This is a genomic window from Streptomyces sp. MS191, from assembly GCF_008042125.1.
Classification (GTDB): domain Bacteria; phylum Actinomycetota; class Actinomycetes; order Streptomycetales; family Streptomycetaceae; genus Streptomyces.
The window spans coordinates 862,340-878,029 of record NZ_RDBI01000040.1 but is presented as its reverse complement, the minus strand read 5'-3'; the positions used below and the strand labels follow the sequence as shown (position 1 = coordinate 878,029).

The following is a 15,690-nucleotide window of genomic DNA, read 5'->3' as shown; positions in this document are numbered from 1 at the left end:
TGGCGCCGCCAGGGGCGCCCGCTACACGGTGGCCGCCAGGGCCAGCGTCGCCGCCAGCGTGCCCGTCACCGCCAGTACCAGCCCCGTACCCAGGAAGCGGCCCATCCCGATCCTCGTGCCGTGCCACCGGCACCGCTCGAACCACAGCAGGGTGGCCAGCGACGCCCACGGCGTGACCACCGGACCCACGTTCACGCCGACGAGCAGCGCGAGCAGCTGGTCGCTGTTCTCCACCGGGATCGCCGCCTCGCCCGCCAGATAGACCGGGAGGTTGTTCAGCGCGTTGGAGACGCCCGCCCCCACGGCGGCGGACCGCAGCATCCCGACGAGACCGTCGTCGGACCCCATCGCCGCCGTCAGCAGGTCGTGCAGCCCGCGCGCGTCGACGGTCTCCACGACCAGGAACATGCCCGGCACCAGGACGAGCAGCCGCCACGGCACCAGCGAGAGACGGAGCGCCTCCCGGCGGCGCACCGCGAAGGCCACCACCACGACGAGCGCGGCCACCGCCGACGCCGACCACAGCGGCACGTCCGCGAGCAGCAGGGCCAGCAGGAAGCCCGCGCAGGCCACCGCGCAGACCCGGAACAGCACGGGGTCCACCGGGCGCGAGGGCACCGGCGGCTCGTAGCGCGGCGCCCCGCGCCGGCCCCGGCGCCAGTAGAAGCCCCACAGGCAGGCCATCGTGACGGCGATGGCGGCCAGCTGCGGCGCCCACATCGTCGCGGCCATCTCGGAGGGCGTCAGCGCCACCCGGTCCGCCGCCAGCAGGTTGGTCAGGTTCGACACCGGGAGCAGCAGGCTCGCCGTGTTCGCGAGCCAGACCGTCGTCATGGCCAGCGGCACGGCCGCGATCCCCACCCGGCCCGCCAGCGCCAGCATCACCGGGGTGAGCAGCACCGCCGTGGTGTCCAGGTTGAGCGTGATGGTGGTGACCGAGGCGAACAGGACGCACAGGAGGAAGAGCAGGGGGTAGCTGCCGCGCCCGGTGCGGGCCACCCAGGTGGCGACCACGTCGAACACCTCCGCCTTGCCGGTCAGCTCCGCGAGGACGATGACCGTGGCGAGGAACGCCACCAGGGGGCCGATGCGCTCCATCACCTCCCCGGCCGGCCCGGTGGGCAGCAGACCCGTGGCGACGCAGAGCAACCCCAGGACGAGGAGCCCGGCCGCCAGCCAGTCCAGTGGATGCAGACGCCTGAGGAGAGACACGGCGAACAGATTCGCACACCCGCGCGCGGCGGCCCGACGGCGGGAGCGGAGTCCCGGCGCGTGGTCCCGGCGGCGCCCCCGCGCCGCCCGTCAGGGGGCGGCCGGGGCCAGCCAGGTGACCAGGACCGCCGCCGTCACGGCCAGCACGCCCACCAGGCCGAGCCAGCGGGCCCAGCCCGTCAGCCGCCAGATCGTCCGTGCGCGGGCCCGCTCGTGGCGCAGGATCTGGACCGCGCCCAGCGGCAGCGTCGCGCCCGGCCGGCCGTGGACCGCCGAGACCGTCATCCACGAGGCCGTGATGAGCAGCAGGAACGCCCCGCTCAGCAACCCGATCACCGTCCACCTCGCGCCGTCGGGCAGCTTGGCCAGGTTCTCCTGGCCCTTGAGCACGAAGACCGTGGTGAGCAGCCCCGTCAGCGTCGTCAGGAAGTTCCGGTACCCCTCGGCCTGCTGCACCGCGGCCTGGAGCTGCTGCGGCGGGGAGGCCATCCGGGCGGCCCGGCGGTCGGCGTCCCGCAGCTCCTCGGTGCTGAACTCGCTCACGAGGGGAGGCCGTTCGGCGGGAAGGCGATCCACAGGCCGGCCCCGCAGCCGTGGCTCTCGGCGGCCGGGCGGTCGGCGTGCGCGGAGGCGCACGTGCACCGGGTGAACCACGGCCCGCCGTCCGCGGACCTCCGGCGCGGCCGGAGCTTCCCCTTGACCGTGCCGTACTGGCCCAGCGGCCACACCTTGGTCATCGCGCACCGGCACCGGGGGCACGTGCCGGTCGCCTCGTACCGCCCCTCGCCCTCTGGACGGAACTCCCACAGGAAGTCCGTGGCCGGCGCGGTGATCGCATAGGTGACGTCCTCGTCGTACGAGTCACCGGCACTCATCGTTCCCGACCTCCCCCTCGGCATGAACAGCCCCATGATGACAGACCGTTCGGGCCCATCCGGGGTCCTCGGCCGGCCGTCGCCGAGGACCCCGGAGCGGGGGCGATCCCGTACGCTCGGCAGTCCGTACGGGACGAGGGAGGGGGGCCGTCCATGGCCCTGAGTCTGCGCAAGGTCGAGGAGGCCGCGCCCGCGCTGGTGAGCCTCTACAAGTCGGCGGGGAACTCGCTGGAGAAGCACGGGCTGCACGGCCAGCGCGTGGCGGTCTACCTGGTGGTGGACTACTCCGGCTCCATGAAGCCGTACTACCGCGACGGCACCGTCCAGGCCCTGGCCGACCGGGTGCTGGGGCTCTCGGCCCACCTGGACGACGACGGCCGGGTTCCGGTGGTCTTCTTCTCCACCGACGTCGACGCCGAGACCGACATCGAGCTCGCCGACCACCGGGGCAGGATCGACCGGATCGTGGCCGGGCTCGGGCACATGGGCAAGACCAGCTACCACCTGGCCATGGACGCGGTCATCGACCACTACCTGGACAGCGGTGCCACCGCCCCGGCGCTCGTGGTCTTCCAGACGGACGGCGGCCCCATCAACAAGCTCGCCGCCGAGCGCTACCTGTGCAAGGCGGCCAAGCTGCCGATCTTCTGGCAGTTCGTCGGCTTCGGCGACCCGGACAGCCGGCAGTTCGAGTTCCTGCGCAAGCTCGACGAGCTGGCGGTCCCGGCGAAGCGGCCGGTGGACAACGCCGGCTTCTTCCACGCGGGGAGGGATCCGCGGACGGTCGCGGACGCGGAGCTGTACGACCGGCTCGTCGCCGAGTTCCCGGTCTGGCTCGCGGCGGCCCGCGCCCAGCGGATCGTGCACACCTGAGAATTCGGTTGGCCGCGGGGCGTGTTCCTGCGAAAGAGTGAGCGCATGGCATCTTTGGTGAGACATGTGACGGTCGACTGCTCGGACGCGTACACGCTGGCCACGTTCTGGGCCGCGGTACTGGACTCCAAGATCGGCGACGACGACCTGCCGGGCGACCCGGAGGCCCTTGTCGAGACGGCCGGCGCTGCCCTCCTCTTCGTGACCGTGCCCGAGCGGAAGTCGGCCAAGAACCGGGTCCACCTCGACCTCCAGCCGCAGGACCGCACCCGCGACCAGGAGGTCGAGCGCCTGCTGGAACTGGGCGCGACGCTGGTCGGCGACCACCGGCGGGAGGACGGCAAGGGCTGGGTGACGCTGGCCGACCCGGAGGGCAACGAGTTCTGCGTGGAGCGCTCCGCCGCCGAGCGCGCGGAGTAATCCGGACAGAAGGTGTCGGGTATCCGGTGTTCCCTGGAGTCATGGGAAACACCGGATACACCTGGTCCGCCTTCGCCGCCGCCGAGCCGGCACTCGCCGGCACCGTGCGGGAGCGGTTCGGCCGCCACACCCACCACGTCCTCGCGACGGTACGGAAGGACGGCTCGCCGCGCCTGACCGGCCTGGAGGGTGAACTTCCGCCTGGACGAGCTGTGGCTCGCCATGATGCCGAACTCGCGCAAGGCGCTCGACCTGCGCCGCGACCCTCGCTTCTCGCTGCTCGCCAACCCGGGCGCCGGCACCGACATGGACGGCGGCGACGTCCGGATCTCCGGGCGGGCGACCGAGGTCACCGACCCGGAGACGATCGACCGGTTCGCGGCGGACGCCGGGGCGCCGCTGCCGTTCCACCTCTTCCTGGTGGAGCCGGCCGAGGTCGTCCGCACCACCGTGGAGGACGACGAGCTGGTGATCCGCACCTGGTCGCCGGGGCGGCCGGTCCGCACGATCCGGCGGGGCAACGACGACGCGCCGGCGACCGTGGACGCCCCCTGAAGGCCTACGACGTGGCGCCGCCGGCCGGGCGGGACCTCGACGGCACCCCCTGGCGCCCGGTCCTCGAAGATCGCCCGGTCGGGACGGCCCTCAGCTGTTGTACGCCACGACGATCCCGATGACGACCAGGGCCACCACGAACATCACGATGCAGCCGCAGGTGGCGCCGGACGCTTCGTCGATGACGCCCTTGGGCTTGGGCTGCGCCCTCTGGTGGTCCCTGATCCCCCGCGCCACCGCACGTCTGATCTCGTCCTCGTCCACGCGAACCCTCCCCCTGGCGTATTGATCGACTCACGTCAACCTATCGTCGGGGGCCGGAGAGGCGGGACCGTACCCCGTCCGCGTGGTCGCCAGGACCCGGGCGCGGCACCAGGCCGGTGTGCCCCAGGCGTCCCGCAGCGGCCGGGCCTTGCGCAGCCAGAGCGAGAGGTCCAGTTCCTCGGTGTACCCGACGGCGCCGTGGACCTGCAGGGCGCTGCGGGCCGCGGCGTACGCCGCCTCGCCGGCCGCCGCCTTCGCCGCGGCCAGGTCGGCACCGTCGAAGGTGAGCGCCGCCCCGAAGACCAGCGGCCGGGCGAACTCGAGCCCGATGAGCGTGTCCGCCAGGCGGTGCTTCACCGCCTGGAAGGAGCCGATCGCGGCGCCGAACTGGGTGCGTTGCCGCGCGTACGCGACCGTACGGTCGAGCAGGGCGAGCCCGACGCCCAGCGACTGCGCGGCCGTCGCCAGCAGCGCCCACTCCACCGCCCGTCCGGCCGCGGCCGTCACCGCCGGACCGGCGGCCAGCAGTTCCCCGCCCGGCAGGGGCGGTGCGAGCCGGCGCGCGGGATCGGCGGACACCCTGACCGGCCCGTGCCCGGCCGCGAGCCGCAGTTCGCCGCCCCGCACGACCAGCGTGACGGCGGCGGTGTCCGCGTCGAGGGCGTACGGGGACGGGCGGGGCAGCGCGCGGCCGTCGTCGGAGGCACCGTCGGTGGCGTCGCCGCCCGGCACCATCGCCAGCGTCGCCACCGTCTCGCCCGCGGCCAGGCCCGGCAGCAGCCGTTTCGCCGGGCCGTCCTCGCCGAGCCGGGCCAGCTCCGTCAGCAGCGCCGCGGCGGCCACCGTCTCCACGAGCGGGCCGGGGACACCGTGCCGGCCCAGCTCCACGCAGGCCAGGGCCAGTTCGACGGGCAGCGGGCCCACGCCTTCGTAGGCTTCGGGGACCGCGAGGGCGAACACCCCGGTCGCGGCCAGCCGGGTCCACAGGGCGAGCCCGGGGGCGGGGTCGCCGGCGGCCCAGGCGCGGATCACCGCGGGGGTGTCCGCGGCGGTCAGCAGCGCGTCCAGCGAGCGGCCGAAGGCCTGTTGCTCCCCGGTCGGCAGGAACGGCATCAGCGGCGTCCTTTCGGAAGGCCGAGCAGCCGCTCGGCGARGATGTCGCGCTGGATCTCGTTGGWCCCGGCGTAGATCGGCCCCGCGAGCGAGAAGACGTACCCCTCGCCCCACTCGCCGTCCCCGTCCAGCTCGCCCTCGGCGCCCAGCAGGTCGAGCGCGGTCTCGTGCAGCGCGATGTCGTACCGCGACCAGAAGACCTTGTTCAGGCTCGACTCGGCTCCGATCGTCCCGCCGGCCGCGAAGCGCGCCGCCCCGCCGGCCGTGAACAGCTGGTAGGCCCGTGCCCCGATCACCGCGTCGGCGACCCGGTCGCGGACGGCCGGGTCCTCGCCCGTCGCCCGCCACGCTGGATCTCGTTGGTCCCGGCGTAGATCGGCCCCGCGAGCGAGAAGACGTACCCCTCGCCCCACTCGCCGTCCCCGTCCAGCTCGCCCTCGGCGCCCAGCAGGTCGAGCGCGGTCTCGTGCAGCGCGATGTCGTACCGCGACCAGAAGACCTTGTTCAGGCTCGACTCGGCTCCGATCGTCCCGCCGGCCGCGAAGCGCGCCGCCCCGCCGGCCGTGAACAGCTGGTAGGCCCGTGCCCCGATCACCGCGTCGGCGACCCGGTCGCGGACGGCCGGGTCCTCGCCCGTCGCCCGCCACAGCCGTACGAGCCGGTCGGCGGCCGCCAGGAAGCGGCCGGGGGAGCGCAGCATCAGGCCCCGCTCGTTGCCGGTCGTCGACATCGCGATCCGCCAGCCCTGGCCGGGCTCCCCGATCACGTCGGCGTCGGGGACGAAGACCTCGTCGAGGAAGAGCTCGGCGAAGGCCGGCTTCCCGTCGAGGCGGCCGATGGGCCGGACGGTCACGCCCGGCGCGCGCAGGTCGAACATCAGATACGTGAGCCCACGGTGCGGCCGGTCGGCCGCCGGGTCGGTGCGGAAGATGCCGAAGGCCCGGTCCGCGAAGGCGGCCCGTGAGGACCAGGTCTTCTGTCCGGACAGCAGCCAGCCCCCGTCGGTCCGCACCGCCCGGGAGGTCAGCGAGGCCAGGTCCGAGCCGGCCTCCGGTTCGGACCACGCCTGGGCCCAGACCGTCTCGCCCGTCGCCATCGAGGGCAGGACGCGGGCCCGCTGCTCCTCGGTGCCGTGGTCGAAGAGCGTGGGGGCGAGCAGGTTGATGCCGTTCTGCGAGACCCGGCCCGGCGCCCCGGCCGCGTAGTACTCCTCCTCGAAGGCCAGCCAGCGGAAGATGCCGGCGTCCCGGCCGCCGTACCGCTCCGGCCAGGAGACCACCGACCAGCGGGCGGCGGCGAGTTCCGCCTCCCAGGCGCGGTGGGCGGCGAAGCCGTCCTCGGTCTCCAGGGACGGCAGGGGAGCGTCGGGCACATGGGCGCGGAGCCACGCGCGCGCCTCCGCCCGGAAGTTCTCCTCGTCGGCCGTGTACGAGAGGTCCATCGGACACCCGCTCCTTCCCTAACAAGTGTTTGGTAGGTTAACGTACGGCCATGGGCAGCGCCACGAGCAGCGTCGAGGACTTCCGCACCGAGGTACGCGACTGGCTGGAGGAGCACCTCGGCGGCGCGTTCGCCGCGCTGCGGGGCCGCGGCGGCCCGGGCCGGGAACACGAGGCCTTCGCCGAACGCCTCGCCTGGGAACGCCACATGGCCGCCCACGGCTGGACCTGCGTCGGCTGGCCGGAGGAGTACGGCGGCCGCGGCGCGAGCATCGAGGAACAGATCGCCTTCCACGAGGAGTACGCCCTCGCCGACGCCCCCGCCCGCGTCAACCACATCGGCGAACAGCTCCTCGGCCCCACCCTCGTCGCCCACGGCACCCCCGAGCAGAAGGCCCGCTTCCTGCCCCCGATCCGCGCCGTGACGGAACTCTGGTGCCAGGGCTACAGCGAACCCGGCGCCGGCTCCGACCTCGCGGGCGTCCGCACCCGCGCGACCCTCGACGGCGACGCCTGGGTCGTGCACGGGCAGAAGATCTGGACCTCCCTCGCCCACGAGTCCCAGTGGTGCTTCGTCCTCGCCCGCACCGAACCCGGCTCCCGGCGCCACGCCGGACTCTCCTACCTCCTGGTCCCGATGGAGCAGGAGGGCGTCGACGTCCGGCCGATCACACAGCTCACCGGCACCAGCGAGTTCAACGAGGTCTTCTTCGACGGAGCGCGCACCGACGCCGCGCACGTCGTCGGCGCACCCGGCGACGGCTGGCGGATCGCGATGGCCACCCTCGGCTTCGAGCGCGGCGTCTCGACCCTCGGCCAGCAGGTCGGGTTCCGCCGCGAACTGGAGGCGCTGATCGCCCTCGCGCGGAGCAACGGAGCACTCGCCGACCCGCTGATCCGCGACCGGCTGGTCCGCGCGTGGAGCGGCCTGGAGGCCATGCGGGCAGGCGCCCTGCGCGGCACGGAACCCTCGGCCGCCAAGCTCTACTGGTCCCACTGGCACCGCGACCTCGGCGAACTCGCCATGGCCGTCCGCGGCCCCGCCGCCACCGTCACGGCCGGCGACCCCCACGGGCTCGACCCCTGGCAGCGGCTCTTCCTCTTCTCCCGCGCCGACACCGTCTACGCCGGATCCAGCGAGATCCAGCGGAACATCATCGCCGAGCGGGTGCTCGGCCTCCCCAAGGAGCCGCGCCCGTGACACCTCCCGCAAAGACCCCCGACTACGTCCCCGGACACGGCCTGCTCGCCGGCCGCACCGCTGTCGTGACCGCCGCCGCCGGGGCGGGCATCGGCGGCGCCACCGCCCGCCGCCTCCTGGAGGAGGGTGCGCGGGTCCTGGTCAGCGACGCCCACGCCCGCCGCCTCAAGGAGACCGAGGCCGCCCTCGCCGCCGAGTTCGGCGCCGGCGCCGTCGCCGCCCTGCCCTGCGACGTCACCGACGAGAGCCAGGTGCGGGCGCTCCTCGACACCGCCGAACAGCTGCACGGCGGACTCGACATCGTCGTCAACAACGCCGGTCTCGGCGGCACCGCCACCCTCGCCGAGATGACCGACGACCAGTGGAACCGCGTCCTCGACGTCACCCTGAACGGCACCTTCCGCTGCACCCGCGCCGCCCTGCGCCGCTTCCGGGACGCCGGCCGCCCCGGAGTCATCGTCAACAACGCCTCCGTCGTGGGCTGGCGCGCCCAGGCCGGCCAGGCCCACTACGCCGCCGCCAAGGCCGGCGTCATGGCGCTCACCCGCTGCGCGGCCGTCGAGGCGGCCCCGTACGGCGTCCGCGTCAACGCGGTCGCGCCCTCGCTCGCGATGCACCCGCACCTGGTCAAGGTCACCTCGGCGGAACTCCTGGAGGAACTCACCGCCCGCGAGGCGTTCGGCCGCTACGCCGAGCCCTGGGAGGTCGCCAACGTGATCGTCTTCCTCGCCAGCGGCTACTCCTCCTACATGACGGGCGAGGTCGTGGCCGTCAGCAGCCAGCATGCCTAGGGAATGTCCTGCCGATCTGGCCCGGCCCGCGACGACGGCTGCGGCCCCTCGCGGCGTTGTCGGAGTCGCCCGAGTGCACCCGGTACGAGGGCGATCCTCCGCTTGGCGATCGCACGCACCGGGCGCCGCGGGGCCCGCCCTCCGGGCGGACGGCGCTCCCTCCGCCACCCGCCCCGGGTCCGGTCCCCGCACCGCGGTGAACGGCGTCCCGGGGCCGGGGACCACAATGGACGGGTGCCGACCACCAAGAAGAAGACCCAGGTGACCGCGACCCCCGAGCGCCGCCGCGAACTCCTGGACACCGCGGCCGAGGTGTTCGCCGCCCAGGGGTACAACGCCACCACCGTCCGCAAGATCGCGGACGCCGCCGGCATGCTCGCCGGCAGCCTCTACTACCACTTCGATTCCAAGGAGTCGATGCTCGACGAGATCCTCTCCACCTTCCTGACCGAACTGTGGGAGGGCTACGACGCCGTCCTCGCCGCCGGGCTCGGCCCCAGGGAGACCATCGAGGCCCTCGTCACCGAGTCCTTCCGGGAGATCGACCGGCACCACGCCGCCGTCGCCATCTACCAGAAGGAGTCCCGGCACCTGACCACTCAGCCCCGCTTCCACTACCTCTCCGACTCGCAGCAGAAGTTCGAGAAGGCGTGGCTCGGGACGCTGGAACGCGGGGTCGAGGCCCGCGTGTTCCGCGCCGACCTCGACATCAGGCTCACCTACCGGTTCGTGCGCGACACCGTCTGGGTCGCCGCGTCCTGGTACCGGCCGGGCGGACAGCACAGCCCGGACGAGATCGCCCGTCAGTACCTGTCGATGGTCCTGGACGGGATCGCCGTACGCACCTGACCCAGCTGGAGGAGTCGCCATGGCCGAGGCCTACATCGTCGAAGCGGTACGCACCCCGGTGGGCCGCCGCCGGGGCGGCCTCGCCGCCGTCCATCCGGCGGACCTCGGCGCCCATGTGCTGAAGGCCCTCGTCCGGCGCTCCGGCATCGACCCGGCCGCGGTCGAGGACGTCGTCTTCGGCTGCCTCGACACCGTCGGACCGCAGGCCGGCGACATCGCCCGCACGGCCTGGCTCGCGGCCGGCCTGCCCGAGGAGGTCCCCGGCGTCACCGTCGACCGCCAGTGCGGCTCGTCCCAGCAGGCCGTCCACTTCGCGGCCCAGGGCGTCCTGTCCGGCACCCAGGACCTGGTGGTCGCGGGCGGCACGCAGAACATGTCGATGATCCCCATCGCCTTCGCCTCCCGGCAGGCGGCCGAACCGCTGGGCCTGACCGAAGGGCCCTACGCCGGCTCGGAGGGCTGGCGCGCCCGGTACGGCGACGCGCCCGTCAACCAGTTCCACGGCGCGGAACTGATCGCCGCGAAGTGGCACATCACCCGCCGCGACCAGGAGGAGTACGCCCTGCGCTCGCACCAGCGGGCGCTGCGGGCACTCGACGAGGGCCGCTTCGCACGCGAGACCGTGCCGTACGGGGACGTCACCGCGGACGAGGGGCCGCGCCGGGACACCACCCTGGAGAAGATGGCCGGACTGAACCCGGTCGTCGCGGGCGGCACGATCACCGCGGCCTGCTCCTCCCAGGTCTCCGACGGCGCCGCGGCGATGCTGCTGGCCGGCGAGCGCGCCGTACGCGACCACGGCCTGACCCCGCGCGCCCGGATCCACCACCTCTCGGTCCGCGGCGAGGACCCGATCCGGATGCTCTCCGCCCCGATCCCGGCGACCGCGTACGCCCTGCGGAAGACCGGCCTGTCGATCGACGACATGGACCTGATCGAGATCAACGAGGCCTTCGCGCCGGTCGTGCTGGCCTGGCTCAAGGAGACGGGCGCCGACCCGGAGCGCGTCAACGTCAACGGCGGGGCGATCGCCCTCGGCCACCCGCTGGGCGCGACCGGGGTGCGGCTGATGACCACCCTGCTGCACGAACTGGAGCGCACCGGGGGCCGGTTCGGCCTCCAGACGATGTGCGAGGGCGGCGGCCAGGCCAACGTCACGATCATCGAACGGCTGTAGGAGGTGTGACGCTCGTCGCTGTCCCGCCCTTCACGGCGGGACGGCGTGCTAGTGTCTCCGTGTTGCTAGTTTTGGTACCCATGAACTTTATGTGCGCCTGACGGGAATGTTCCTTCAGGCGCAATTTTGTTTTCCCGGCATTCTCCGGATGGGGCCCTTACCTGTTCAGGAGAATTCACATGGCTACTGGAACCGTGAAGTGGTTCAACTCGGAAAAGGGCTTCGGCTTCATCGAGCAGGACGGCGGCGGCGCCGACGTCTTCGCCCACTACTCCAACATCGCGACCTCCGGCTTCCGTGAGCTGCAGGAAGGCCAGAAGGTCACCTTCGACGTCACGCAGGGCCAGAAGGGCCCGCAGGCGGAGAACATCCTCCCCGCCTGATCGCCGTACCGCGTTTCTCGCAGCCGGGACCCGCACCGCGCAGGTGCGGGTCCCGGCTCGCGCTGTGCTCAGGCCAGGAAGGCATTTCCCCATGACTCGCTCCGAAAAGCGGCCCCGTCGGGCCGCGGACTCCACCTCCGGAACCCCGTCCGGAAATGCCTCGGGCCGTCCCGCGCGCGGCTCCGGCCAGCGACGCGGCTCGGGCTCCGGCGCCACCGGCTCCGCCCGTGGCCGAGGCAAGGGCGCCGGGCGCACCCCGGCCTCGCCCCCGCCGCCGCGTGAGTTCACGCTCCCCGAGACGCTGACGCCCGCGCTGCCCTCCGTCGAGTCCTTCGACGCCCTCGACATGCCCGCGGCGCTCGTCAAGACGCTCGCCGCCCAGGGCGTGACCGAGCCGTTCCCCATCCAGGGCGCCACCCTGCCGAACTCGCTCGCCGGCCGGGACATCCTCGGCCGCGGCCRCACCGGCTCCGGCAAGACGCTCGCCTTCGGCCTCGCCCTGCTCGCCCGCACCGCCGGCCGCCGCGCCGAGCCCCAGGCGCCGCTGGCCATGGTCCTCGTGCCCACCCGCGAGCTCGCCCAGCAGGTGACGGACGCCCTCGCGCCGTACGCCACCTCCGTGCAGCTGCGGCTCGCCACCGTCGTCGGCGGCCTGTCGATCACCAAGCAGGCGAACGCGCTGCGCCGCGGCGCCGAGGTGCTCGTCGCCACGCCCGGCCGGCTCAAGGACCTCATCGAGCGCGGCGACTGCCGGCTCGACCAGGTCGCGATCACGGTCCTCGACGAGGCCGACCAGATGGCCGACATGGGCTTCATGCCGCAGGTCACGGCGCTGCTCAAGCAGGTCGAGCCGGACGGCCAGCGGATGCTGTTCTCCGCCACGCTCGACCAGAACATCGACCGTCTGGTGAAGATGTTCCTCACCGACCCGGTCGTCCACTCCGTCGACCCCTCGGCCGGCGCGGTCACCACGATGGAGCACCACCTGCTCCACATCGCCGACGAGACCGACAAGAAGGCCGTCACCCTGAAGATCGCGGCCCGCGACGGCCGGACGATCCTCTTCCTCGACACCAAGCGGGCGGTGGACCGGCTCGTCAAGCGGCTCCTCGCGAGCGGCGTCCGGGCCTCCGGCCTGCACGGCGGCCGTTCCCAGCCGCAGCGCAACCGCACCCTGGACCAGTTCAAGACCGGCCAGGTCAACGTGCTGGTCGCGACGAACGTGGCGGCCCGGGGCATCCACGTCGACGACCTCGACCTGGTCGTCAACGTCGACCCGCCGATCGACCACAAGGACTACCTGCACCGCGGCGGCCGCACGGCCCGCGCCGGCGAGTCCGGCTCGGTCGTCACCCTCGTCCTGCCCGAGCAGAAGCGGGACATGAGCCGGCTGATGGCGAACGCGGGCATCGCGCCCCGCACCGCGCAGATCAAGTCCAGCGACGACGAGCTGACCCGCCTCACCGGTGCCCGGGAGCCTTCCGGCATACCGGTCGTCATCGAGGTCCCGCAGCCGGCCCAGCCCGCTCCGTCGGCGGGCGGCGGCCGACGCTCGCGCCGCGGCGGCTCCGGCGGCGGCCGTGCCCGCGGCGCGGCCGGCTCCGCCCGTACGGCCACGGCCGGCTCGGCAGGTGGCTCCGGGAACCGCACCGCCGGCAACGGCGCCACCGGCCGCGCGGTCGGCAGCGGCTCGTCCGCCCGGACGGGAGGCAACGGCTCCGCCACCCGCACCGGCGCCGGGACCGGCGCGGGCGCCCCGCGCTCCCGCGGCCGCAGCGGCGGCACCGCCGGTGCCGGCCGCGGCCGCCGGGGTTCCGTCTAGAACACGCCCCGGTCGACCAGCCGGGCCTGGAGCGCCGCCAGTGTGCGCAGCTCCAGGCCCAGGCCGACGGTCAGGTAGCGCAACAGGCCGCCGTACCCGGAGCGGACCTCGGCCGACGCCGCGTCGAGGTACTCCGTCCGCACCTCCTGGAGCGGGACGATCAGGTCCGGGTTCTGCATGAGACCGCCCTGTCCGAGCCCTTCCCGCACCTGCGCGTCGTACGCCGCCCGCAGCGTGTTGGACGCGAGGTAGTCGCCCAGGGCCGTGCTCGCCGGCACGCCCAGGACCGTCAGCAGCAGGTGACTCGTCCAGCCCGTACGGTCCTTGCCCGAGGTGCAGTGGTAGAGCAGGGGCCCGCCGCCCGGCTCCGCCAGGTCGCGGAGGGTCGCCGCGAACCGCGCCCGGTTGTCCGGGCTCGTGACGAAGGTGCGGTACACCTCGCGCATGAAGGCGGCGGCCCGTCCGCCGCCGAGCATCTCCTCCTGCCGGACCGGGTCGCGCGAGCCGATCGCGGCCAGCAGCTGCCCGTACAGCCCGTTGTCGGTGACCGGGCGGGAGAGCGCCGTGAGCGGGGCGGGCAGCCGGTCCGCCCCGTCGTACCGGACCTCCAGCGGGATCCGGAAGTCCACGACCCGGCCCAGCCGCAGCCCGGCCAGTGTCGTCAGGTCGGTGTCGGTGAGCTTCGACAGGGCGTCGGCCCGGTAGACCAGGCCCTTGCGGACCCGGCCCCCTCCGTAGGTGACGTATCCGCCGAGGTCACGGACGTTGACCGCGCCCTGGAGCGGGATCTGCCGCGGGACGGCCGCCCGCGGACGGGGCGCCGCGACCGCCGTCACGGGGGCGAGAAGGCTTCCCGCGCCGGTGGCCGCGGCGGTGCTCAGCAGTGCGCGTCGGGACAGTGGCATGGGCCGGACTCCCTTGGCCGGACTCCCTGGGGGAGCGAGGGTTCACCCTGGTGATGGCAGGGCGCGGAGCGCGTGCGCGGCCTCGGACAGGATCCGCTGGACGAGTTCCTCACAGCTCGGGAGGTCCTCGATCAGCCCGGCGACCTGTCCGGAGGCCATGACGCCGAGGTCGGTGCGGCCCTCGACCATGGATGCCCGCAGGAGCACGGGGGTGTTCGCGGCGAGCAGGACCTGGCTCCAGGACAGGTCCTTGCCGTGACGCATCGCGAGCCCGTCGCGGATCATCCGCGGCCACGACAGGCCCGACAGCTTCCGGAACCCGGCCGCGCGGCGCACGGTCTGCGCCAGCGCCCGGACCCGGCCCGCCCGTTCCAGGGCGGCGACCATCTCCGTGCGCAGCATCCGGTGCGGCAGCCCGTCGACGGCCGTGGTGACCGTGACGTCCTTGACCGTCGCGGCCAGGTAGCGCGCCTTCACCGCGTCGGGCACGGTCGAGTCGGAGGTGAGGAGGAAGCGGGTCCCCATGGCGATCCCCGCGGCCCCGTAGGCGAGCGCGGCGACCAGGCCGCGGCCGTCGTGGAAGCCGCCGGCCGCGACGACCGGGATGCCGACCGCGTCCACCACCTGCGGCAGCAGCACGGTCGTCGCCACCTCGCCGGTGTGCCCGCCGCCCTCGCCGCCCTGCACGATCACCGCGTCCGCGCCCCAGGCCGCGACCTTCTCGGCGTGCCGCCGGGCCCCGATCGAGGGGATCACGACCACCCCGGCGTCCTTCAGCTCCGCGATCAGGTCCCGTGAGGGCGCGAGGGCGAAGGAGGCGACCCGCACCCCTTCGTCGATGATGATCCGCACCCGTTCGCGGGCGTCGCCCGCGTCGGCGCGCAGGTTCACGCCGAACGGCCGGTCCGTGCGGGACCGCACCTCGCGGACCGCCGAGCGGAGCTGCTCCGTGCTCATCGTCGCCGAGGCGAGGATGCCGAGCGCGCCGGCCTCGGCGGAGGCGGTGACCAGCCGGGGCCCGGCGACCCAGCCCATGCCGGTCTGCACGATCGGGTACCGGACGCCGGTGAGCCTCGTGAGCGCGGTGTCGAAGGAGGCCGTCACCGGGCCGGCACCTCGCGGTCGCGCAGCCCCCGCGGGTCGATGACCTCCCGGATCAGCCGGAGTTCCGCGGCGGTCGGTTCACGGGTGAAGGGGACGTCGTCACCGGCCGGCAGCGCGAAGCCGGTGGCCTCCCGGACCTGCGCCACGGTCACGCCCGGGTGCAGGGAGGCCAGCCGCATCGAGCGGTCGGGGGTCTCGAAGTCGAAGACGCCGAGGTCGGACACGACGCGGGGGATCCGGTGGTAGCGGGTGACCCCGGCCTCGGCGGCCCGGTCGTAGCCGACTCCGCTGACCATGTCCACGCGCTCGACGAAGACCCGGGGCGAGTGCCGGGGGATCCAGTAACTCACCGGGTTGTTCAGCGTGTTGACGGGGGCGCCGCGGACGCCGAGGAGCTGGCGGGTGGGCCGGGACCAGTCGCCGACGCAGGAGATGTTCTGGTTGCCGTACCGGTCGATCTGGCTTGCGCCCATCATGACGTGCCGTCTGCCGCCGGTGACCATGGTCAGGTGCCGCCGGTACGGCAGCCAGCCCTCGACCTCCCCGTCGAGGCCGACCAGCATCGCCTCGCCGTCGGTCAGCAGCAGCTCGGGGGCGAAGGTGCGCCGGGCGAGCCGCGCGCCGAACGACGAGACGGGGGCCATGGCGGCGGCGAGCACCTCGCCGGCGTCGCGCCAGGCCTCGGCGCACGCGACGACGCAGTACTC

18 protein-coding genes and 1 pseudogene are annotated in these 15,690 nt (G+C 73.8%); 9 read left to right on the top strand and 10 right to left on the bottom strand.

What is annotated here, in order from left to right:
• Positions 1 to 21: 21 nt before the first annotated feature.
• From EAO71_RS10995 to EAO71_RS10985, 3 genes are all read right to left on the bottom strand, one after another.
• Positions 22 to 1,212 carry an SLC13 family permease gene (locus EAO71_RS10995; RefSeq protein ID WP_261992092.1) on the bottom strand — a complete coding sequence of 397 codons (1,191 nt, stop codon included), beginning with the start codon at positions 1,210 to 1,212 and terminating at the stop codon, positions 22 to 24.
• Between the two features lie 90 nt (positions 1,213 to 1,302).
• A complete protein-coding gene (locus EAO71_RS10990; RefSeq protein WP_261992091.1) occupies positions 1,303 to 1,755 on the bottom strand; it encodes a hypothetical protein in 453 nt (150 codons plus the stop codon).
• Entirely contained in the window at positions 1,752 to 2,087 is a 336-nt protein-coding gene (locus tag EAO71_RS10985; protein ID WP_147977547.1) for a hypothetical protein, read from the bottom strand. Before EAO71_RS10985 ends, EAO71_RS10990 begins: the two co-directional genes overlap by 4 nt.
• 153 nt (positions 2,088 to 2,240) lie before the next feature.
• On the opposite strand from EAO71_RS10985, the gene EAO71_RS10980 reads away from it, so the two are divergent.
• The 3 genes and pseudogenes from EAO71_RS10980 to EAO71_RS10970 all read left to right on the top strand — a co-directional run bounded on the left by EAO71_RS10980 (position 2,241) and on the right by EAO71_RS10970 (position 3,935).
• Positions 2,241 to 2,960: a vWA domain-containing protein gene (locus EAO71_RS10980; protein ID WP_147977546.1), complete on the top strand. Its 720-nt coding sequence runs from the start codon at positions 2,241 to 2,243 to the stop codon at positions 2,958 to 2,960.
• Between the two features lie 45 nt (positions 2,961 to 3,005).
• Entirely contained in the window at positions 3,006 to 3,380 is a 375-nt protein-coding gene (locus EAO71_RS10975) for a VOC family protein (RefSeq protein WP_147977545.1), read from the top strand.
• A 41-nt stretch (positions 3,381 to 3,421) separates the two neighbouring features.
• Positions 3,422 to 3,935: pseudogene (locus EAO71_RS10970) on the top strand (pyridoxamine 5'-phosphate oxidase family protein).
• Between the two features lie 90 nt (positions 3,936 to 4,025).
• Here the strand turns inward: EAO71_RS10970 and EAO71_RS37615 are convergent.
• From EAO71_RS37615 to EAO71_RS10955, 4 genes are read right to left on the bottom strand one after another with little or no spacing between them, the layout of a single operon-like run.
• Positions 4,026 to 4,199, bottom strand: coding sequence for a hypothetical protein (locus tag EAO71_RS37615; RefSeq protein WP_187282632.1), 174 nt, complete (start codon positions 4,197 to 4,199; stop codon positions 4,026 to 4,028).
• Between the two features lie 30 nt (positions 4,200 to 4,229).
• A complete protein-coding gene (locus tag EAO71_RS10965; protein WP_147977544.1) occupies positions 4,230 to 5,312 on the bottom strand; it encodes an acyl-CoA dehydrogenase family protein in 1,083 nt (360 codons plus the stop codon).
• Positions 5,312 to 5,608 carry an acyl-CoA dehydrogenase family protein gene (locus EAO71_RS10960; RefSeq protein WP_187282773.1) on the bottom strand — a complete coding sequence of 99 codons (297 nt, stop codon included), beginning with the start codon at positions 5,606 to 5,608 and terminating at the stop codon, positions 5,312 to 5,314. The genes EAO71_RS10965 and EAO71_RS10960 overlap by 1 nt, the downstream gene beginning before the upstream one ends.
• Positions 5,605 to 6,753 carry an acyl-CoA dehydrogenase family protein gene (locus tag EAO71_RS10955; RefSeq protein WP_147977542.1) on the bottom strand — a complete coding sequence of 383 codons (1,149 nt, stop codon included), beginning with the start codon at positions 6,751 to 6,753 and terminating at the stop codon, positions 5,605 to 5,607. Before EAO71_RS10955 ends, EAO71_RS10960 begins: the two co-directional genes overlap by 4 nt.
• 50 nt (positions 6,754 to 6,803) lie before the next feature.
• Here EAO71_RS10955 and EAO71_RS10950 point away from each other — a divergent pair, with 50 nt between their 5' ends.
• From EAO71_RS10950 to EAO71_RS10920, 6 genes are all read left to right on the top strand, one after another.
• Positions 6,804 to 7,952, top strand: coding sequence for an acyl-CoA dehydrogenase family protein (locus tag EAO71_RS10950; RefSeq protein WP_147977541.1), 1,149 nt, complete (start codon positions 6,804 to 6,806; stop codon positions 7,950 to 7,952).
• Complete coding sequence (locus EAO71_RS10945; RefSeq protein WP_147977540.1) at positions 7,949 to 8,743, top strand: SDR family oxidoreductase; 795 nt, start codon at positions 7,949 to 7,951, stop codon at positions 8,741 to 8,743. Before EAO71_RS10950 ends, EAO71_RS10945 begins: the two co-directional genes overlap by 4 nt.
• A gap of 234 nt (positions 8,744 to 8,977) precedes the next feature.
• A complete protein-coding gene (locus tag EAO71_RS10935; RefSeq protein ID WP_147977538.1) occupies positions 8,978 to 9,592 on the top strand; it encodes a TetR/AcrR family transcriptional regulator in 615 nt (204 codons plus the stop codon).
• 19 nt (positions 9,593 to 9,611) lie between these two features.
• Positions 9,612 to 10,769 (top strand): acetyl-CoA C-acetyltransferase, encoded by a 1,158-nt coding sequence (locus EAO71_RS10930; RefSeq protein WP_147977537.1) that lies wholly within the window; start codon positions 9,612 to 9,614, stop codon positions 10,767 to 10,769.
• Positions 10,770 to 10,948: 179 nt separating this feature from the next.
• Positions 10,949 to 11,152, top strand: coding sequence for a cold-shock protein (locus EAO71_RS10925; RefSeq protein WP_005318814.1), 204 nt, complete (start codon positions 10,949 to 10,951; stop codon positions 11,150 to 11,152).
• A 91-nt stretch (positions 11,153 to 11,243) separates the two neighbouring features.
• Positions 11,244 to 12,974 carry a DEAD/DEAH box helicase gene (locus tag EAO71_RS10920; protein ID WP_147977536.1) on the top strand — a complete coding sequence of 577 codons (1,731 nt, stop codon included), beginning with the start codon at positions 11,244 to 11,246 and terminating at the stop codon, positions 12,972 to 12,974.
• On the opposite strand, the gene EAO71_RS10915 is transcribed toward EAO71_RS10920, so the two are convergent.
• The 3 genes from EAO71_RS10915 to EAO71_RS10905 form a co-directional block, all read right to left on the bottom strand.
• Entirely contained in the window at positions 12,971 to 13,879 is a 909-nt protein-coding gene (locus tag EAO71_RS10915; RefSeq protein WP_147977535.1) for a tyrosine-protein phosphatase, read from the bottom strand. The two genes, EAO71_RS10920 and EAO71_RS10915, sit on opposite strands and share 4 nt — an antisense overlap.
• A gap of 42 nt (positions 13,880 to 13,921) precedes the next feature.
• On the bottom strand, positions 13,922 to 14,983 hold the full coding sequence (locus EAO71_RS10910; protein ID WP_147977534.1) for an NAD(P)H-dependent flavin oxidoreductase: 1,062 nt from the start codon (positions 14,981 to 14,983) through the stop codon (positions 13,922 to 13,924).
• The coding region (locus tag EAO71_RS10905) for a CoA-transferase subunit beta (protein ID WP_147979224.1) at positions 14,980 to 15,690 on the bottom strand (711 nt) is incomplete at its 5' end. The genes EAO71_RS10905 and EAO71_RS10910, both read right to left, overlap by 4 nt.